At 38.9% G+C, this 19,446-nt stretch carries 15 protein-coding genes and 1 tRNA gene; 8 read left to right on the top strand and 8 right to left on the bottom strand.

Annotated elements, in window-relative coordinates; translation table 11 throughout:
• Window positions 1-73 precede the first annotated feature (73 nt).
• Window positions 74-1,168, bottom strand: a complete 1,095-nt coding sequence (locus KTV93_RS02255; RefSeq protein ID WP_230259178.1) for an MBL fold metallo-hydrolase — start codon at window positions 1,166-1,168, stop codon at window positions 74-76.
• Window positions 1,169-1,360: 192 nt separating this feature from the next.
• On the opposite strand from KTV93_RS02255, the gene KTV93_RS02250 reads away from it, so the two are divergent.
• The gene (locus KTV93_RS02250) at window positions 1,361-1,786 is read left to right on the top strand and encodes an SRPBCC family protein (RefSeq protein ID WP_218249711.1); all 426 of its coding nucleotides are present in this window, start codon (window positions 1,361-1,363) and stop codon (window positions 1,784-1,786) included.
• Window positions 1,787-2,043: 257 nt separating this feature from the next.
• On the opposite strand, the gene tatC is transcribed toward KTV93_RS02250, so the two are convergent.
• Window positions 2,044-2,865 carry a twin-arginine translocase subunit TatC gene (gene tatC / locus KTV93_RS02245; protein WP_218249710.1) on the bottom strand — a complete coding sequence of 274 codons (822 nt, stop codon included), beginning with the start codon at window positions 2,863-2,865 and terminating at the stop codon, window positions 2,044-2,046.
• 135 nt (window positions 2,866-3,000) lie between these two features.
• Window positions 3,001-3,960 carry a KpsF/GutQ family sugar-phosphate isomerase gene (locus tag KTV93_RS02240; protein WP_218249709.1) on the bottom strand — a complete coding sequence of 320 codons (960 nt, stop codon included), beginning with the start codon at window positions 3,958-3,960 and terminating at the stop codon, window positions 3,001-3,003.
• 230 nt (window positions 3,961-4,190) lie between these two features.
• Between KTV93_RS02240 and recQ the strand changes: the two genes are divergently transcribed.
• The 5 genes from recQ (at window position 4,191) to KTV93_RS02215 (ending at window position 12,177) form a co-directional block, all read left to right on the top strand.
• Window positions 4,191-6,395: a DNA helicase RecQ gene (recQ, locus tag KTV93_RS02235; RefSeq protein ID WP_218249708.1), complete on the top strand. Its 2,205-nt coding sequence runs from the start codon at window positions 4,191-4,193 to the stop codon at window positions 6,393-6,395.
• 18 nt (window positions 6,396-6,413) lie between these two features.
• Window positions 6,414-7,499: a glycosyltransferase gene (locus KTV93_RS02230; protein ID WP_218249707.1), complete on the top strand. Its 1,086-nt coding sequence runs from the start codon at window positions 6,414-6,416 to the stop codon at window positions 7,497-7,499.
• A gap of 154 nt (window positions 7,500-7,653) precedes the next feature.
• Complete coding sequence (locus tag KTV93_RS02225) at window positions 7,654-10,206, top strand: adenosylcobalamin-dependent ribonucleoside-diphosphate reductase (RefSeq protein WP_218249706.1); 2,553 nt, start codon at window positions 7,654-7,656, stop codon at window positions 10,204-10,206.
• A 289-nt stretch (window positions 10,207-10,495) separates the two neighbouring features.
• Window positions 10,496-11,899: a dihydrolipoyl dehydrogenase gene (gene lpdA, locus KTV93_RS02220; protein WP_218249705.1), complete on the top strand. Its 1,404-nt coding sequence runs from the start codon at window positions 10,496-10,498 to the stop codon at window positions 11,897-11,899.
• Window positions 11,900-11,985: 86 nt separating this feature from the next.
• Window positions 11,986-12,177, top strand: a complete 192-nt coding sequence (locus tag KTV93_RS02215; RefSeq protein ID WP_218249704.1) for a KOW motif-containing protein — start codon at window positions 11,986-11,988, stop codon at window positions 12,175-12,177.
• Window position 12,178: 1 nt separating this feature from the next.
• On the opposite strand, the gene KTV93_RS02210 is transcribed toward KTV93_RS02215, so the two are convergent.
• Window positions 12,179-12,376, bottom strand: coding sequence for a KTSC domain-containing protein (locus tag KTV93_RS02210; protein ID WP_218249703.1), 198 nt, complete (start codon window positions 12,374-12,376; stop codon window positions 12,179-12,181).
• Window positions 12,377-12,449: 73 nt separating this feature from the next.
• Here KTV93_RS02210 and KTV93_RS02205 point away from each other — a divergent pair, with 73 nt between their 5' ends.
• Window positions 12,450-13,286, top strand: coding sequence for a CvfB family protein (locus tag KTV93_RS02205; RefSeq protein WP_218249702.1), 837 nt, complete (start codon window positions 12,450-12,452; stop codon window positions 13,284-13,286).
• 55 nt (window positions 13,287-13,341) lie between these two features.
• Here KTV93_RS02205 and KTV93_RS02200 read toward each other — a convergent pair.
• The 4 genes from KTV93_RS02200 to KTV93_RS02185 form a co-directional block, all read right to left on the bottom strand.
• Window positions 13,342-13,415: transfer RNA gene (locus KTV93_RS02200), tRNA-Pro, on the bottom strand.
• Window positions 13,416-13,469: 54 nt separating this feature from the next.
• Entirely contained in the window at window positions 13,470-17,489 is a 4,020-nt protein-coding gene (locus KTV93_RS02195) for a DUF7948 domain-containing protein (RefSeq protein ID WP_218249701.1), read from the bottom strand.
• 25 nt (window positions 17,490-17,514) lie between these two features.
• Window positions 17,515-17,862 (bottom strand): hypothetical protein, encoded by a 348-nt coding sequence (locus KTV93_RS02190; RefSeq protein ID WP_218249700.1) that lies wholly within the window; start codon window positions 17,860-17,862, stop codon window positions 17,515-17,517.
• Window positions 17,863-17,866: 4 nt separating this feature from the next.
• On the bottom strand, window positions 17,867-18,265 hold the full coding sequence (locus KTV93_RS02185; RefSeq protein ID WP_218249699.1) for a VOC family protein: 399 nt from the start codon (window positions 18,263-18,265) through the stop codon (window positions 17,867-17,869).
• A 316-nt stretch (window positions 18,266-18,581) separates the two neighbouring features.
• Here KTV93_RS02185 and hisG point away from each other — a divergent pair, with 316 nt between their 5' ends.
• A complete protein-coding gene (gene hisG / locus KTV93_RS02180) occupies window positions 18,582-19,439 on the top strand; it encodes an ATP phosphoribosyltransferase (protein WP_218249698.1) in 858 nt (285 codons plus the stop codon).
• Window positions 19,440-19,446 lie beyond the last annotated feature (7 nt).

Here is a 19,446-nt window from a genome sequence, read left to right as displayed (position 1 = left end):
GGCGCGGAATTTATTTTAGTTCGTGCTTCTTCAAGACCTTTTTTACATGCAAGAAAAAATTATTCCAAATATCTTACAGATTGTTTTGCCACCATTCTTCGTACACTTTCAAATCATCTTCCCAGTTTACTTTTTCCCCTATTTTTGGGGTGATGATTCGAAGCTTTTCCGTATTCAGTTGGGTCATTTTATCGAGCGGTTCTTTCCACGAATGATTTGCCAGGGCGAATTTCGAGTTATGAACCGGAATCATTCTTTTTGCATTAAGTTCTTTCATGGCTTTAATGTTTTCTCCCGGCATAAAGTGAATATACCGCCAATCGCTGTTGTACTGGCCGTTTTCAAGAATAGCAAGATCGAAGCTCCCAAATTTATTGCCGATCATTTTATAATGATCATCGTAACCGCTGTCGCCGCCGATATAAATTCGCTGTTTCGGAGTTTCAAAAACGAAACTTGCCCAAATCGCCTGGTCACGCTTAAAACCGCGCCCGGAAAAATGTCTTGCAGGTTCGCAATAGACTTTAAAACCGTTTTCTAAATCTGAACTTTCGTTCCAGTCGAGTTCGATAAGATTTTTAGGATCGTAGCCCCAGTATTCAAGATGTTCGCCGGTTCCAAGGCCAGTGATCACTTTTTTAACTTTAGGAATGAGCTTCTTCACGGTTTCATAATCCAGATGATCCCAGTGATCATGCGAAATGATAAGATAATCCAGCTCCGGAATATCGTCAGTGGTGTACAGATCGGATCCTTCAAAAGCTTTGGTTGTAAAGGTAAAAGGCGACGCATTTCCGCTGAAAACCGGATCAACAAGGATTTTCTTGCCGTTGATCTGGATAAAATAAGAAGAATGTCCCATCCAGATATACGCGTTTTCGTTGGGATTCAGATTTTTTAAATCAGTTTTGGTAAAATTGAATTTCTCTGAAGGTCTGAGGTTTTCTTTCTTGCCGAAAAGAAACCTGAACATCACTTCCGGCATTGAGGTGTCTTCTGCAAGTTGAGGTGTTTTATTAAGATTAAGGAACTTTCCGCTTTTGTAATGCGGCGATTTCTGTATTCTTTCCATCCGTTCTCCAGACGGGCTTTTTCCGAATTTTGGATGCTTCATCACCAGATAAGTTGCGGTGGCAAGAACCGCGAGCAGAAAAAGTATGATAATCATAACGTTTTTTAAAATCTTCATCTTATTTTAGACAGTTTTAATGGTTTAAAATAAAACTGTGTACACGAATTTTACTTTATAAATGGCTGCAAATGTAACCGAAAATTAAGGAAATGAATAAAATCATGGTAATAATTTTATCTATGACTGAAATAAATGTTAACTTTAATACCATCAAAAAAATCTAAGATTATGCACGAAAATGTTGTCATTAAACAAAGAGTGAATGCGCCCGTAGAAAAGGTATGGAACGCTTTGACCGATAAAGCGCAGATGAAGGAATGGTATTTTGATATCCCGGATTTTGAACTGGGACTTCACAAAGAGTTCAATTTTTATGAACCCGGCGAGGAAAAAAGGTTTCATCATCATGGGGAAATTCTGGAGGTGATTCCGAATGAGAAATTTAAGCATACCTGGTCTTACCCGGAAATTTCTAAGGAGAAAACAATTGTAAGATGGGAATTGGAGGAAGAAAATGGGGGAACAGTTATTACCCTCACGCACAAGGGTCTGGAGAATTTCAGTCATTTAGGCAAAGATTTCCAGAAAGAAAGTTTCGAAAACGGATGGACCGATATTGTGGGACAGAGTTTAAAAGAATTTATAGAAAAATAGGTTAATATTGATTGAGGAAACACGCTGTGAGGCGTGTTTTTTTTGGAAGGAACTTCAAGTCCGGAAAGATAACCGAATTGTCTGTTCGAAAAATAGTTTAGAAAATTTTCTAGAGGAATAAAGAAGAGAAGTTCTAGCCCCGATGGAACGGTATGTTTGAGCTTTTCAGCGCGGCGGCGCAGCCGTCGCGCTGAAAAGCGAGTAGTGACAGCGGGACGGGTCTCAGAAAGAAACGAAAACCGTGTTGCTTCTCATAATTACTGTTCTGCAGGTACCTGCGATCTGTCCTGAACTTTTTTGTAAGTATAAGCGCTCATCATGATACTGAATTCATACAGTAAAAGCAGCGGAAATGCAGCCATAAGCATACTTAAAACATCTGCCGGAGTAATGATCGCAGCGACAACCATAATTAAAACAATTGCATGTCGGCGGTAAGTGCGCATAAATTTGGGAGTAAGAATTCCGATGGTCGTCAGAAAATAAACGATTACGGGAAACAAAAACACAATGCCCATACCCAGTACAACCTGCATGAATAAAGTGGTGTAATCGCTAAGATCGAAAAGCTGGGTAATGGAATCGGAAATGGTAAATAAGAGTCCGAAATTAATCGCAAAAGGAAGAATCAGGAAATATCCGCACAGAATCCCTACCAGAAAAAGTATCCACACAAAATTAATCATGAAGACTGAGTTTTTTCTCTCGTTCGGATGAAGGGCCGGAGAAATAAAGCGCCAAAGTTCCCAAACAATATAAGGAAACGCCGCTACGATACCTCCAAAAATAGAAACCGACATCATTACATTAAACTGCTGAAAGAGCTTCTTCTGCTGTACCGCAAAATGATCGGGGAGCACAATACTGTTTTCTCCAATCAGTTCCCGTGAGAAATGGTTTACCACCCTGAATGTAAAGAAATCGTTTCTCGTAGGCCCGAAGAAAATATGGTCCATAATCCAGTTCACATTAAATCCTACAACAATGGCACCCACGATAATGGCAATGATGGACCGGATTAGATGTCCCCGCAGCTCGCCAATGTGTCCCCAAAAAGACATTTCTTTTCCTTCGCTCATTTTAAAATTCTAGATTTGGAATTCAAGACTGCGAAATTACTGAAATATTGCCGAATACAGGAAACGGACGAAACAATTTTCGCCCGATTATCTTGATCATTCGTTTTATAAAAAACTGTTTTCCAGTAAACCTCTTTAATTTATACCTTCATCCAGAAGTCTGTGGATGTCGATGATTCCGTGGTATTTGCTATTTTCGGTTACGATCAGCTGACCGATGTTCTTGTCTTTCAGAATCTGCATCGCCTCTTTTGCAAGCGCATTCTTGTCGATACTTTTTGGGTTGCTGCTCATAATATCTTTCGCCACAATCTTAGAAACATCCTGTTCGCTCATGAGCATCCTCCTTAAATCTCCATCGGTAATTACGCCGGTGATTTCTTCTCCTTCGGTCACAACCGTGATTCCGTGCGAAGAACTACTCACAGAAATAATGATTTCGCGGATGTTTGCAGTGCTTGAAACCTGTGGTTTTTGTGAAGAAAGAAACTGTTCCACTTTCGCGGTGAGGTTTTTTCCTAAACTTCCTCCTGGATGGAATTTCGCGAAATCGTTTTCTTTGAATCCGTTGAGTTCCATCAGACAGACTGCCAAAGCGTCTCCCAAAGCCATTTGTACTGTTGTAGAACTGGTTGGCGCAAGTTTGATGGGACATGCTTCTTTTTCTACCGAAGAGTTTAAAACAACGTCCGAAAAATCCGCCAGTTTAGATTTCAGATTGCCCGTCATTCCTATTAAAGCAGACGAATAATCTTTAAGAAAAGGAAGAAGATTTACAATTTCAGGCGAATTTCCGGAGTTGGAAATACAAAGCACCACATCGGTTTTCTGAATAACTCCTAAATCGCCATGAATCGCCTCTGAAGCGTGGAGAAACTGCGAAGGTGTTCCGGTAGAATTCAGCGTGGCAACAATTTTGTTTCCTACATGTGCAGATTTTCCGATTCCTACGATGATGAGTTTGCCTTTCGCGGAATTAATGATTTCTGTGGCTTTCAGAAAATTATCATCGAGCCGGTTTTTAAGATTTTCCAGCTCATTAATTTCAACTGATATTGCCTTTTTCGCGATTTGAAGAATTTCGGGATGGTTCATTTTGCTATTTTGAAAACAGGAAATTTTAATCCTATTAATATAAGGAAATATTTTATTTATATGCGTCCCAAAATTAGTAGTGTATATTTTTATTTTGATTTTTATTTTCTAACTTTGGGTGGTATGCAAATTTAGCAAACAATTTAAGAAGAACTGCCACGGATGATTAATTTTGCGGTAAATGAAGGAATAAGGAGTTCAGTCTGCGCTATACAATTGAATAATAAAAAATGAAAACAAAAACTGCCGATTTATCGAAAGAACTCAAAAAATATTTCGGCTTCTCTACATTTAAAGGTCAGCAGGAATCAATTATAAAGAATTTACTGGAAGGCAAAGATATTTTCGTACTTATGCCCACTGGCGGCGGGAAATCTCTTTGTTACCAACTTCCTGCTTTAATTTCTGAAGGAACTGCGATTGTAGTTTCTCCGTTGATTGCGCTGATGAAAAATCAGGTTGATGCCGTTAACGGACTTTCCTCAGATCCCGGCGTAGCCCATGTGTTAAATTCCTCACTCAATAAAACCCAGACCAAACAGGTTTTTGATGATATCAGGGCGGGTCGCACCAAACTTTTATATGTAGCTCCAGAATCACTGATTAAGGAAGAATATCTTGATTTTCTGAAAGAGGTTAAAATTTCATTCGTAGCCATTGATGAGGCGCACTGTATCTCCGAATGGGGACATGATTTCCGACCGGAATACCGTAATCTTAAGCTGATCATCGATAAAATAGCAGACGTTCCTGTGATTGCTTTAACAGCGACTGCAACGCCAAAAGTTCAGGATGATATCCAGAAGACTCTGGGAATGTCGAATGCATTGGTTTTTAAAGAAAGCTTCAACAGGCCAAATCTTTTCTATGAAGTTCGCCCGAAAGTGAATATTGATAAAGAAATCGTAAAATTCATCAATCAGCATAAAGGAAAATCAGGAATTGTTTACTGCCTGAGCCGGAGAAAAGTAGAAGAATTTGCTCAGTTACTCCAGGTTAACGGAATCGATGCTTTACCCTACCACGCCGGACTCGATCAGAAAACCCGTGTAATGAATCAGGATAAATTCCTGATGGAAGAATGCGATGTAATCGTTGCCACGATTGCTTTCGGAATGGGAATCGACAAGCCGGATGTTAGGTTTGTGATTCATTACGATATTCCGAAATCTCTTGAAAGTTATTATCAGGAAACCGGAAGAGCTGGAAGAGATGGAGGTGAAGGAATTTGCTTGGCATTTTACGATCCGAAAGATATCGAAAAACTAGAAAAATTCCTTGCGCAGAAACCCGTTTCTGAGCGCGAAATCGGTCTTCAACTCCTGAATGAAGTAGTTGGCTATGCGGAAACTTCCATGAGCCGGCGACAATATATTTTATACTATTTTGGGGAGCAGTTTGATCCTGTAAGTGGTGCAGGTGCGCAAATGTGCGACAATTCTGTAAATCCACCCAAGCTGAAAGATGCCACCAAAGAACTAAAGCTGGTATTGAAACTTGTAAAGGACCTTGAGGAAAAATTCAAAACCAAAGATTTGATTTCCGTGATTGTGGGAAAAGAAAATTCGGTCACCAAATCCTATAAATTAGAAACTACCAAACATTTCGGAATTGGCAGAAACCAAGCTGAAAATTTCTGGAAATCCATTATCCGGCAGGCAACCGTACAGGATTATCTTCAGAAAGATATTGAAACCTATGGCGTTCTTAAAGTAACAGAAAAAGGCCTTAAGGCTATTGAAGGAAAAGATAAAAATACATTCCTTATTGCTGAAGACCGCGAATATGATCTTGCCCAGACTAAAGCAGATTCCCAGCAGGTTCAGGTACAGCAAAACAGCGGTTTAGACGAAAATCTTTTTGTTCAGCTGAAAGAATTGCGGAAATCTGTGGCTAAAAAACATGGGATTCCGCCTTACACCGTTTTTATGGATCCAAGTTTGGAGGATATGACGGTACAGTATCCGGTTACGGTTGATGAAATCGGAAAAACTTACGGAGTTGGTGAAGGAAAAGCCAAAAAATACGGAAAAGAATTCGCGGATTTTATCAGGAAATATGTCGCGGAGAACGGTATCGAGCGAACTCAGGACATGGTTATCAAGCAGGTAGCCAATAAATCCAGCCATAAAGTATTCATCATTCAGAGTACCGATAAAAAAATTGATCTGGAGGATATTGCGAAAGCAAAAAATCTTTCGATGGAGGATTTGCTAAAGGAAATGGAACGTATTGTTTATCAGGGAACTAAACTTAATATTGATTATTACGTCGATGAAAATTTCGATGAAGATATTGTGGAAGAATTCATGGAATTCATGCGCGGATCGGACAGTGACAGTATGAAAGTGCTTCTGGCAGAATTCGGTGATGATTTAAGCGATGAGGAAGTTCGGATGCTAAGAATCAAATTCATCAGCGATGTCGCTAACTAACGGTCAAAACTGTAGACATTGGCAGCGGTTCAAAGCAAAAAATCAATTATTTTTATTCTTCCCGACCTCGACACCGGTGGCGCTGAACGGATTGTTACTACCATTGCCAATCACCTTCCAAGAAATCTTTTCTCCGTAAAAATATTATTACTGCGGAAGGAAGGTGGTTACCTCGATATTTTAAAAGACGATGTAGAAATCATCGATATAAAAACTCCGCGGATCCGTCATTCTTTAAAGCCGATTCTGCTCGAAATTAAGAAGAGAAAACCTGATATTGTCTTCTGCGGTTTCGGAGAAATTAATGCTTATCTCTCGCTTTTTATTCCGCTTTTTCCCAAAACCAAATTTATTGCAAGGGAAACCAATGTGGTTTCGCGGCATGTCAAGCGCAAAGAAATCCGATTCTTTTACCGATTTTACAGTAATTATCATCGCATTATTTGTCAGAGCGATGATATGATGCACGATCTTGTGGAAAATTTCAAAATAAGACCCAGTAAAATTATTAAAATCAATAACCCGGTCGATTTCGCTTTTATTGAAAAACAGTTGGAAATTTCGAGGAGACCCGAAGCCTTTAAGAATGATTATAAAAATGTCGTCGCTATAGGGAATTTATCGTCCAGAAAGGGTTTCGACAATTTACTGAAGGTTTTCAGTCATCTGAAAAACGACAAAATTCTTCTCCACATTCTGGGAGATGGTAGAGACAGGGTTTTGCTGCATCAGAAAAAAGAAGAATTTGGATTAGAAAACGTTATTTTCCATGGACAGCAAAAAAATCCCTATCAGTTTCTGAAATATGCTGATTTATTCATCCTTTCCTCACGTTACGAAGGTTTTCCGAATGTATTGTTGGAAGCCGGAGCCTGCGGTGTTTATGCGCTGGCGAATAACTGTCCTGGCGGAATCAACGAAATCATCCAGCCCAAGATCAACGGAGAGATTCTAGCCATCGAAAACCATGAACTGTTTGCTGAAAAAATTCTGCAGGTTTTGGATGAATCCCATTTGGAAAGTTTAATTAAGGAATCTATCCGGTCAAGGTTTTCTAAACAATTTATTCTCAGTCAGTACGAAAAAGTTTTCAACAATTTGTGATTATAATCATAAATAGATTTTAAAAATTTGTAAACTTTTTTAAATCAGAAAATATTTTTTACATTGATTATTAGTATCTTAAACTAAAATATTTGTAAACTTTTTTTTAATCAGATAATCTTCTGTAATTTTATTTCGAAAAACAAATATTATTATGGAAGGCACAAAAACACCGGTTCAACCCAAAACTTTTACTTATCAGGATGCTTACGAAAGTACGCTGAAATATTTCGAAGGCGATGATCTCGCTGCAAAAGTTTGGGTGAGCAAATACGCGCTGAAAGATTCAGACGGCAATATCTACGAACAGACGCCGGACGATATGCATCGTAGGATTGCTGCAGAAATCTCAAGAATCGAAGCCAAATATCCTAATCCGCTTCCTAAAGAAGAAGTTTTCGATCTTATAAAGAAATTCAGATATATTATTCCGCAGGGAAGCCCGATGACAGGAATCGGGAACGATTTTCAAATCGCTTCACTCTCGAACTGTTTTGTAATTGGCAGCGGAACCGACAGCGATTCATACGGAAGTATCATGAAGATTGATGAAGAACAGGTTCAGCTTATGAAAAGACGCGGTGGCGTTGGTCACGACCTTTCCCACATCCGTCCGAAAGGATCTGCAGTAAAAAATTCCGCGCTTACTTCTACCGGTTTGGTTCCGTTCATGGAAAGATATTCCAATTCGACGCGCGAAGTGGCTCAGGATGGCAGAAGAGGTGCACTTATGCTTTCAGTTTCTATTAATCATCCCGACTCCGAAGACTTCGTGAATGCAAAACTGGAGCAAGGGAAGATTACCGGAGCAAATATTTCGGTCCGTATTGATGATGAGTTTATGAAAGCGGTGGTGGGAAAGGAAGATTATGTTCAGAAATATCCTATTCACAGCACAATTCCTAAATTCAGAAAAGAAGTAAAAGCAACTGATCTTTGGGATAAAATCATTCACAACGCATGGAAATCTGCCGAACCCGGTGTGCTTTTCTGGGATACTATTATTAAAGAATCTTTGCCCGATTGCTACGCAGATTTAGGTTACGAAACGGTTTCCACCAATCCGTGCGGCGAAATTCCGTTATGTCCTTATGATTCCTGCAGGCTTTTAGCGGTAAATCTCTTCTCCTACGTTGAAAATCCTTTTACAAAAAAAGCAAAATTTAATTTTGAACTTTTTAAAAAGCACGTCGGCTATGCCCAGAGAATGATGGATGATATTATCGATCTGGAAATGGAAAAAATCGACGCGATCCTTATTAAAATCGATTCGGATCCGGAAGGAAATGAAATTAAAGCAACGGAAAAAAATCTGTGGACAAAAATCCGCCAGAAAACCATCGAAGGCAGAAGAACCGGTGTCGGAATTACGGCGGAAGGCGATATGTTAGCGGCTTTAAATATCCAGTACGGCAGTAAAGAAGGAAATGAATTTTCTACTTTGGTTCATAAAACATTAGCGCTTGCAGCATACCGTTCTTCTGTAGATATGGCGAAAGAAAGAGGAGCTTTTGGAATTTATGATGCGAAAAGAGAAGAAAAAAATCCGTTTATTTTAAGATTGAAGGAGGCCGATGCCAAATTGTATGAAGATCTAAAAAAATACGGACGAAGAAATATTGCATTGCTGACGATTGCGCCTACCGGAAGCACTTCGCTAATGTCCCAAACCACTTCAGGTATTGAGCCGGTGTTTCTTCCTGTTTACAAGCGAAGAAGAAAAGTTAATCCCAATGATAAAGATGTGCGCGTAGATTTTGTTGATGAAGTAGGGGATTCATGGGAAGAATATATCGTTTTTCATCACCGTTTTAAAGAATGGATGGACGTAAACGGAATCGATACTGATAAAAATTATACCCAGGAGGAAATCAATAAAATCATTGAAATTTCTCCATATTACAAAGCAACTTCCAATGATGTGGACTGGCTTAGCAAGGTTGAAATGCAGGGCGCGATCCAGAAATGGGTAGATCATTCGATTTCAGTGACGATTAATATTCCGAATGATGCCACAGAAGAACTGGTGAATCAACTGTACATCAAAGCTTGGGAAGTAGGCTGTAAAGGCGTTACCGTTTACCGTGACGGTTCACGGTCCGGAGTTTTGATTTCGAATGACGAGAAAAAGGAAGAAAAAACTGAAGTTCTTCAACCTGCATTTCCGACAAAAAGGCCACAAGTTTTAGAAGCTGAAATCGTCCGTTTCCAGAACAATAAAGACAAATGGATTGCTTTTGTCGGTTTAATTGACAAAAAGCCTTACGAAATATTCACCGGTTTGGCTGATGATGAAGAAGGAATTGCGCTTCCGCGTTGGGTGAACGAAGGTCTTATTATTAAAAACCGCGATGAGGACGGCAAATCACGCTACGATTTCCAGTTTACCAATCTTCGTGGCTACAAAACTACGATTGAAGGACTTTCACACAAGTTTAATCCTGAATTCTGGAATTACGCTAAATTGATTTCCGGGACTTTAAGACATGGTATGCCGATTGAAAATGTAGTGGAGTTGATCAACAGACTAGAACTCGATTCTGAATCCATCAACAACTGGAAAGCCGGTGTTGCAAGAGCTTTGAAACGTTATATTCCGGATGGAACGGATGCCGGCGGAAAATGTTCCAATTGCGGTTCCGATCAGGTGGTGTATCAGGAAGGATGTTTGATTTGTAAGAATTGCGGAAGTTCGAAATGTGGGTAAAAGAAGTTTAATCTGAAAAAAAAGACGCGATTTTTGCGTCTTTTTTAGTGTCAGTTATTTTGAACTATAACATTATTGAGTATGTTTTTTAATTAAAATCGGGCTTTCATAGCCCTGATTGCAGCGGCATCCTTTTGCAGAACGAAGTGGCGCAAAAGAAAAAGCGGAAAGCAGGTTCCCGGCTCCTGAAAAGTGCAGGAAAATCTATCGAAAACGACACGGGTAAAACGGGAAAATATTTTGTAAATTTGTGCAGCTTTAATTTTTAATAAATCAAACAAAAATAAAAATGAGTCAATTCGATGTTACCGTTATCGGTTCCGGTCCTGGAGGATATGTTGCTGCAATCCGTTGCGCACAGTTGGGTTTAAAAACAGCTATTATAGAAAAATATCCTACAATGGGCGGTACCTGTCTGAATGTTGGATGTATCCCTTCTAAAGCACTTTTGGACAGTTCAGAACATTTCGAAAACGCAAAACACAATTTCGCCAATCACGGAATTATCATCGACGAGCCAAAAGCAGATCTGGTACGAATGATTGCGAGAAAAAATGAAGTGGTAGATCAAACGACGAAAGGAATTACCTTTTTGATGGACAAAAACAAAATCACTGTTTTCGAAGGTGTTGGAAGTTTCGAATCTGCGACTCAGATTAAAGTAACGAAAAACGACGGTTCTACAGAAACCATCGATTCAAAATACACCATTATTGCGACAGGTTCCAAACCAAGTTCGCTTCCTTTTATTACGCTGGATAAAGAAAGAGTAATTACTTCTACCGAAGCTTTAAACCTTAAAGAAATCCCGAAACATTTAGTGGTAATCGGCGGCGGTGTGATTGGTCTTGAGTTGGGATCAGTATACAAAAGATTAGGTTCTGAAGTAACGGTGGTTGAATTTATGGATAAAATCATCCCAACCATGGATGGTGCTTTATCGAAAGAACTCAATAAAGTTTTAAGAAAACAGGGAATGAAATTCATGCTTTCTACGGCGGTTCAGGCGGTTGAAAGAAACGGCGATACCGTAAAAGTTACCGCGAAAGACAAAAAAGGCGAAGAAGTAGTGGTAGAAGGCGATTATGTTTTGGTTTCTGTAGGTAGAAAACCTTACACTGACGGACTTTCCCTTGAAAAAGCCGGTGTTGATCTGGACGAAAGAGGAAGAGTGAAAACCAATGAGCATTTACAGACTAACGTTTCAAATATTTATGCAATCGGTGATGTAGTTGCCGGAGCGATGTTGGCACACAAAGCATCTGAAGAGGGCGTTTTGGTGGCCGAACAGCTTGCCGGACAAAAACCGCACATCAATTACAATTTAATTCCTGGAGTAGTTTATACCTGGCCGGAAGTTGCTGCAGTTGGAAAAACTGAAGAACAGCTGAAAGCAGAAGGCGTTGCCATTAAAGTGGGTAATTTCCCGATGAGAGCTTTGGGAAGAAGCCGTGCTTCCGGTGATTTGGATGGTTTCATCAAAATCATTGCTGACGAAAAAACCGATGAGGTTTTAGGCGTTCACATGATTGGAGCAAGAGCTGCCGATATGATTGCCGCTGCTGTAATCGCAATGGAATACCGCGCAAGTGCTGAAGATATTGCAAGAATGTCTCACGCGCACCCAACTTTTGCAGAAGCAATTAAAGAAGCTGCATTAGACGCGACCGGAAAGATTGCGATTCACATGTAAGACTTTAATTAGTTAAGATATTTTAAAGAGAAGCTTCGGCTTCTCTTTTTTTGATTAAATTATTTAATTTTACTGAAATTAAGAGCATGAACGGTACAGAAAAGCAAATCAAGGACGGCGATTTCTGCAGGGTAACCAGCGGAACGCATAAAGGAAAATCAGGCACAGTTCAGGATATCAATCTGAGTAAAACCGGCCATATAACGATTACAGTTTTGCAGGAAAACGGTGTCCGGTTCAAAACTTTGGGTAAAAATGTAGAGGTTACTGAGAAATAAATCAGTCTTTTTTCTCGTACTGGAAATTGGGCTTGATGTTTTTATTGAGATAAGTCCCTTTCGAAAAAGCCGCGCGGAAATCATCGAAAACTTCCTGCGGCACGTCAAGATAGTCATACACAGCTCCGGACACATAAACAATAGTCAGGATCTGGAGTTCCGGCTTATAAAAATATTTTCTGATGACTGATGAAGGCATAATTCCATTTCAGCAATATCCGTTCCTTTAGTTTTCATACCTTTGCAGTCAATTATATATATCAGGCTAACCTATGGATCTCGGCAAAACTCAATTATTAAAAATCGCAGAAAAAAATTATTCCGGATTATTTCTGGAAGATGAAAACGGAGAAAGAGCATTTCTTCCTAAAGTTTTTGCTTCAGAAGACGCCGAAATCGGGACGGAAATGGAAGTTTTTGTGTATCAGGACGACGACAGACTGAAAGCAACAACAGAAAAACCCAACGCCGAAGTAGGCGAATTTGCAGTGATGAATTGTGTGCAGAGCCTTCCCAGCGGTGCTTTTATGGATTGGGGAATTATCAAAGATTTATTCATTCCGTACAAACAGCAGAAACAGAAAATTGTAGAAGGAAAAAGATATTTGGTTCACGTTTATATTGATGAATTTTTAAACCTGATTACCGGAACTACCAGATTCAAAAGAAATCCTGCTTATGAAGATCTGCCTTTCCGCAAAGGCGATAAAGTGAATCTGATTTTAATGGGTGAAGGCGAACTGGGCTGGAATGTGATTGTGAATAAAAAGTATATCGGATTGATTTATGCTTCTGATGTTTATAAAAAACTGTTTCCTCTTTCTGAAGAAATTGGTTACATAAAATCCATCCGTGAGGACGGAAAAATCGATGTTTCCCTTCAGCCTGAAGGTTACGAAAACAACGATGAGTTTCAGCAGATTATTCTTGATAAACTTAATCAGAATTACGGTTTGCTTTATCTTTCCGACAAATCTGAACCGGAAGAAATCAAGGAAGAACTTCAGATGAGTAAAAAGAATTTTAAGAAAGCCATCGGCGGATTATACCGGGATAAAAAAATTGAAATTTTAGAAGATAAAATAAGACTGGTTGAAGATCTTAATTAAAATCACTTCAATTAATCAAAAATAAAAAGAGCAGTAAAAACTGCTCTTTTTTTTGTCGGGATGACTGGATTCGAACCAGCGACCCCTTGCACCCCATGCAAGTACGCTACCGGGCTGCGCTACATCCCGAACGCAGAGGCAAAAATAAGGATTAGCAAATGATTTTCAAAATGAATTTTACCTCTAATTCCTGTTTTTTATCAATAGCCAACCGTTTAGGATACGGGCGTCAGAAACTTTAATAATATACCAATAGCTTCCGGTGGGAAGGGCACGGGAATCAAATTTTCCGTCCCATTCAAAAGTTCCGGCGGTTATTTTTGACAGAACCAGTTTTCCGTTTCTGTCGTACACTTTTATGTCAGAATTCGGGTAATTCTCCATCCCGTCTATTTTCCACATATCATTGATGCCATCAGCATTAGGCGTGAAACTGTTCGGAACGTTAAAAATCGTGAAGTTCATCTGTCCGATCACGCATTCTCCCGAAGTTTTTACATAAACAGTATGATTTCCGTTCGACAGATAGGTAAATGTATTTGAACTTTGCCAAACGACATTATCCAAAGAATACAGAAAATCTCCGGAATTCGACATGATTACCGTCGCGGTACTGTTTACAATTTGAACTCCCGTGATAGTTCCGAGTGAGGATTGGGTCACGGTTACCGATGCAGAGTTTTCGCAGCCGAAACTGTTTTTCACCTTTAAGTTATACGTTCCGGCTGTCGTAACATTTAAAATTTGATTGGTTGAAACTGGTGCTCCAGAACCATCTTTGTTCCATTCGTAACTTGAAAAACCACTGCCCGCATCCAAATCTACCGACTGTCCGGCGCAAAATTCGGCGCTTGCAGGAAGATTCAGTGCGGGTTTTGGATGTAAGGTTAAATTCAGTTTTACGTAGACAAAACAGCCAAGCGCATTCGAAATTTTCACATGAAATGCATTGAGACCGATATTCAGTTTTTGATTGGCCGGATTAGCAATTAATTGGTTGGCTGAATCGTAGAATTCAAAAATTAAACCTGCAGTATTGGCAATCAAATTGGTTATGTAATTATTAAGATCTACGGTTTTTGTATTGGCTGTCATATCATTACAGAAAGCCGTTGCATAATCATTTGCCGGAATTCCGCCATTCGCAACGGAAACTTTTACCGCCAATTTCTGTGTACTTTCACAACCACCAACTGTTTGCGTTGCATAGTAAGTTTTACTGTCGGAAAGTGGAGTAGAGGACGTCAACATCGCACCTGCTGAATCATACCAAATTATATTCTGACCTGTTACGGTCAAATGAGAAATCGTAGGGTTCTGGGCGGAACAGAAATCCTGCTGAGTGCTTCCTGTAGGTGCCATGGGATCATTGAGCGTTACCTTAACTTCTGTTTTGGCACTTTCGCAGCCATTCAGCGTTTGGCTTGCATAATATTTTGTACCGTCAGTTAAAACGGTGTTGGAACTTAAGGGATTTCCGGCGGCATTATACCATTTTATGGAAGTTCCCGTAATCTGAAGATCGGAAATTTTAGGTGAAATGATCTTGCAGAAATTTTGTGCTGCATTTGCAATCGGCAAAGGCTCACTGGTGATCGTTACATTCTGGTTTTGAGTGGAGATATTTCCGTTACCATCATCATATTTCCAGGTAATCACATAATTTCCGGGCAGAGAATACTGTAGCGGATTTGCTGTCGTAGCGACAATATTACCCATACAAACATCAGTTGCAGTTGGAATCACTTTAATTATTGTTTTACAGTTTCCGGTAATTAAAGGAAGATTGGCAACAGTAGGAACTGGAGCTGTTTTGTCTTCAACTTTTACCTCTATCGTGAAAGTTCCGTCGCAACCACCTGTGCCTGAAATATTGCAAGAATATATTCCAGAATTTAAAATAGTAGCATTGGGGATCGTCGGATTTTGTTGGGTGGAAGAAAATCCATTTGGTCCTGTCCAAGAATAAGTGGTGCCGCCTGAAGCTTTTAAATTAATTGGAGAATTAACACAAACAGGTGAATTAGAGGAATAATTGATTGCGTTTTTACAATCATAAAATTTCATCACTTCGAAGTTCGTGAAAGTATAGACAAAATTATTTTTCGAGTGAATCGCTAGAACTGGCCGTTTTAGATATGATCCCCAGACCAAATTTCCGGTTGGGTTAAACTTTGAAAAAAAACCTTGGTTATAGAAATCAAAATTCGGTATATAACCATCTGGAGTCGTAATGTTATTTTTACTTGCAGTCCAACCACCAACAAAAATGTTATTATGTTCATCAATGTCTAAGCAAAATAAATTGTCATCTCCTGTCGTTTGCGGATTGGCATCACCATAATAGGTTCCCCATATTTGTTTGCCATCGGGTGCAAATTTTGCGATATACATATCATTATAGTCATTACTATTGTTTTGCTTGTGAGTACCGGGCGTTGCAATTTTTTCTAAAGCATCTGTCCTTCCTGCGATTATAATATTACCGTCTTCATCACATTTTATTTCTTCAACTTTCGTATTCCCGTAATCATTATTATAAAAAATCCCATCTCTGTTTCGACCACCGAAATAAGTTCCCCATTGATAATTGAAATTCCTGTCGATTTTAGCCAAAAAAACATTTTCCGCTCCAATTATGGCTGTTTGATGTGTATTGGTATTCCCACCAACATTTCCGGCAAAACTTTTACCACTGGAAGTGGAAAGATAAATATTGTCGTTTTTATCGATGGCTGTGTAGCATTCCCAATTATAAGAAACGGGAAATAGGTAAGCATTAACATACTGGCCGTTGCTAGTAAATTTTGCAACAAACTGACCTTCATTTTTTCCATTGATCACATTTTGGATAGTGTTTAAGATAAGGTTAGGGGTTCCGCTGAGTCCGGAAAGTATCAAATTATCCTGAGAGTCAATTTCTATGCTGTTAAATATTTCGTACTGGGTACCACCATAATAAGTACCCCATAATTTCTGCCCCGCATTATTAAATTTCATTATAAACCCATCATTTTGCCGATACATAGTACTACTGGTCATAGAATGTTCCTGGTAAGAGCCGGGTGTAGTTATAGTGTTATTCCCAGAAGCATCATCTCTGGCTCCTCCAACAATTATTAAATTGTTTTCGGAATCCAGTTCAAAATCTCTTATTCTATTAGAATTGTCTTGAGAGTGATGGTGATTTCCTAAGTACAGTCCCCATCGCTTAACTCCGTTTTCATCGAAACTTGCGACATAACCATAATCTTGTGAGCCGGTAGCACCTTGGATATGTGTTCCAGTGGTAACATCGAATTTTGCCAATCTTTGATCAAGCGTATAGATTTTATTGTTTTTGTCTGTTAAAACTTTTAAATAGCCCCATGAAATGTGAGTTCCATTATAGTTATCGGTACTCCAAATTCTTGTCGGAACCGGATCAATCACCATCACTTTATCAGAAATGTTTTTCTCCGATTTGAAACCAAAGATACCGTTTCCTAGATCCGTAAACTCAACACCAATCGTATTTCTTGAGTTTCCATTTTCCTCCCAGGAGTGTGGAATATTTTCCTGCATTTCCCCAAAACGCAGATTCATAGAGAGCTTTCCATTTTTCAGTTTCGTTTTAGCGCCTTTAAATTTTAATCGGATATTCGATATTTTTCCACCTGGATTAACGATGAAATTATATTCAACAGGTTTTAAAGTGTCATCCGGTTTGAAGAAAACCAGGTCAATATTTGCGTATAAATTTTTATAGGTGATTTTTTGGTAGCGGTAAACTTTTTCAATTCCTTCCGGTCTGTTAGGTCTATTGTAATAATTTTCGTAATCTGCAGATTTACCTTCAGCAATAATTACCGGATTTTTATTGGCACCTACAAAATCAATATCAACTCTGTGATACTCATATTTATAATTGTATTTTTTTTCTTTTATACCATCATTAAAAGGATCTTGTTTGACCTCATTAGATATCTTTTTTAAAGTTTTTTCTACTTCATATACATCATAAGAAAATCCTTGATTTTTAATTTGAACATTGAGTCCGTTTGATGTAAAAAGATATTTGATGTCTGGATATTCGTTGCCATCCTGATCAATGATCTGTCCTTTATTCTCGTAGAAAAAAGCATTGGAACTCGGTTGAATATTTTGACTGAAAAGTAAAGCGGAAAGCGATAAGAAAAAGACGAGAAGTAGAGGTTTTTTCATTAAAAAAATTATGCTCAAATATAACTTATTCCTTCCGCACCAACAAAATCCAGTCTTCCTCCAGTAATTTGTAACCGATGTCGTACACAAAACGGTACTCGGCTCCATTTTTATAGATTTTCAGGCTGGTGAAATATTCAAAATCGAAACCTTCTGCAGTGAGTTTGTTGCGGGTTGTTTTTGCCTTACCTTCAGTGAATTTCTGTTCGCTAAGGATGCGGTGGTTTTTGCGCAGTTTGTTATTGATATTGCGCATCAGATTAGTGGAATCCTTATTGTGTTTATTATTATAGGCGTTCCGGCAACCGTCGTTACAGAATTTCTTATCGCTTCTGCCGATAATTTTATCACCGCATTCAAGACAGTTTTCCATGTTTTTAGTTTTTAATTTTTTTAGCGAAAGCAATGATATGTCCGTCAGGATCTGCAAAATAGAAAGCCATGTCGCCCCAGTTTCGCTCCTGTAAACCACTTATCACTGCAATTTGGTTTTCATGAATATTCTTAAGTGCCGCTTCAATATCATCTACGTAAAGATAAAGTTCACATCTCGGTATTCCCGTGCCGCTAGCCGGTGGCACTGTTTTATCTCCAAGTATTTTTACAATACTCTGGTTTGGCATCAGTCCTAAAACAAAGTCGCTGCTCAGTTCAAACTCCGTCATGCCAGGCACGTTCAGTTGTTTAGGCTGTTGCAGAATTTTGGTGTAAAAGTCTGTACTTATTTCCTGATTCTCTACATATAAGATCGTATGAATTTTCTGAATGCTTATCATGATATCTGTGAGATTAGAGTGATATTGTACTCAAATATAAGTAAATATCCGTTTGCTACCGGATAATTATATGTGTTTTTTGACATTTTAATTTGCATATAAAAAAATAGTTTATACATTTGTCCCTACAAAACAAACAGAATGTTCAATCAGTTACATCATCATCATTTTCATACTTGCACTCTCGCGAGCTGATTATGATATGCTGTAAATTCAACAAATATTTAATCCCGCCTGAGTAAATCAAGGCGGGATTTTTCTTTTACTAAAATCAATTTCCAGACTCCGGTTTACTCACGCATTTAGAAATAAAATTATGAGTAAACTTAAAATTGCCATCCAGAAAAGTGGCAGGCTCAGTGAAAAATCTGTCGCACTCTTAGAAGAATGCGGCCTGAAATTTCCCAACGGAGGTGGAAAACTCATCACAGAATGCACTAATTTTCCTGTGGAAATACTTTTTCTAAGAGATGATGATATTCCGCAGTATGTGGAACAGAATGTCGCCCACATCGGAATAATTGGTGAAAACGTTTTCCTCGAAAGTCAGAAAGAAATCCGCATCGTCGAAAAGCTGAATTTCTCAGGCTGCAGATTAAGTTTAGCCGTTCCTAAAGAAATAGAGTATGAAGGACTGGATTTCTTCAACAACAAGAAAATAGCAACCTCCTATCCGAATATTCTTGGGAAATACTTCAAAGAAAATAACATCAGTGCAACGGTAGAAATCATTTCCGGCAGTGTGGAAATAGCGCCCGGAATTGGTTTGGCAGACGGAATCTGTGATATTGTGAGCAGCGGTTCAACCTTGCTTTCCAACGGATTAAAGGAAGTGGAAACGGTGATTGAAAGTCAGGCTGTAATGGTTTCCAGTCCAAATCTTGAAGCTGAAGTTCAGGAGATTTTAAACAAACTGCTTTTCCGCATCCGATCTGTTCAAAATGCCAAAGAAAACAAATACATCTTGTTGAATTCCCCGAATAACCAACTCGAAAAAATCATCGCAATTCTTCCTGGAATGAACAGTCCTACCATCCTTCCGCTTGCAAAAGAAGGGTGGAGCAGTCTGCATTCTGTTATCGGCGAAGATAAATTCTGGGACGTAATCGACGAGCTTAAGCAAGCTGGTGCTGAAGGAATTCTGGTGGTTCCAATTGAAAAAATGATTCTTTAAATACAAA

This window comes from Kaistella faecalis, from assembly GCF_019195395.1.
GTDB classification, from domain to species: Bacteria; Bacteroidota; Bacteroidia; order Flavobacteriales; family Weeksellaceae; genus Kaistella; species Kaistella faecalis.
The sequence above is the reverse complement of the archived record's forward strand: the minus strand, read 5'-3'. Positions and strand labels throughout refer to the sequence as shown.

Coding starts and splice junctions, on each gene's coding strand:
- KTV93_RS02255 (WP_230259178.1), bottom strand. CDS start 1,168: ATGATTATCATACTTTTTCTGCTCGCGGTTCTTGCCACCGCAACTTAT.
- KTV93_RS02250 (WP_218249711.1), top strand. CDS start 1,361: ATGCACGAAAATGTTGTCATTAAACAAAGAGTGAATGCGCCCGTAGAA.
- tatC (WP_218249710.1), bottom strand. CDS start 2,865: ATGAGCGAAGGAAAAGAAATGTCTTTTTGGGGACACATTGGCGAGCTG.
- KTV93_RS02240 (WP_218249709.1), bottom strand. CDS start 3,960: ATGAACCATCCCGAAATTCTTCAAATCGCGAAAAAGGCAATATCAGTT.
- recQ (WP_218249708.1), top strand. CDS start 4,191: ATGAAAACAAAAACTGCCGATTTATCGAAAGAACTCAAAAAATATTTC.
- KTV93_RS02225 (WP_218249706.1), top strand. CDS start 7,654: ATGGAAGGCACAAAAACACCGGTTCAACCCAAAACTTTTACTTATCAG.
- lpdA (WP_218249705.1), top strand. CDS start 10,496: ATGAGTCAATTCGATGTTACCGTTATCGGTTCCGGTCCTGGAGGATAT.
- KTV93_RS02215 (WP_218249704.1), top strand. CDS start 11,986: ATGAACGGTACAGAAAAGCAAATCAAGGACGGCGATTTCTGCAGGGTA.
- KTV93_RS02210 (WP_218249703.1), bottom strand. CDS start 12,376: ATGCCTTCATCAGTCATCAGAAAATATTTTTATAAGCCGGAACTCCAG.
- KTV93_RS02205 (WP_218249702.1), top strand. CDS start 12,450: ATGGATCTCGGCAAAACTCAATTATTAAAAATCGCAGAAAAAAATTAT.
- KTV93_RS02195 (WP_218249701.1), bottom strand. CDS start 17,489: ATGAAAAAACCTCTACTTCTCGTCTTTTTCTTATCGCTTTCCGCTTTA.
- KTV93_RS02190 (WP_218249700.1), bottom strand. CDS start 17,862: ATGGAAAACTGTCTTGAATGCGGTGATAAAATTATCGGCAGAAGCGAT.
- KTV93_RS02185 (WP_218249699.1), bottom strand. CDS start 18,265: ATGATAAGCATTCAGAAAATTCATACGATCTTATATGTAGAGAATCAG.
- hisG (WP_218249698.1), top strand. CDS start 18,582: ATGAGTAAACTTAAAATTGCCATCCAGAAAAGTGGCAGGCTCAGTGAA.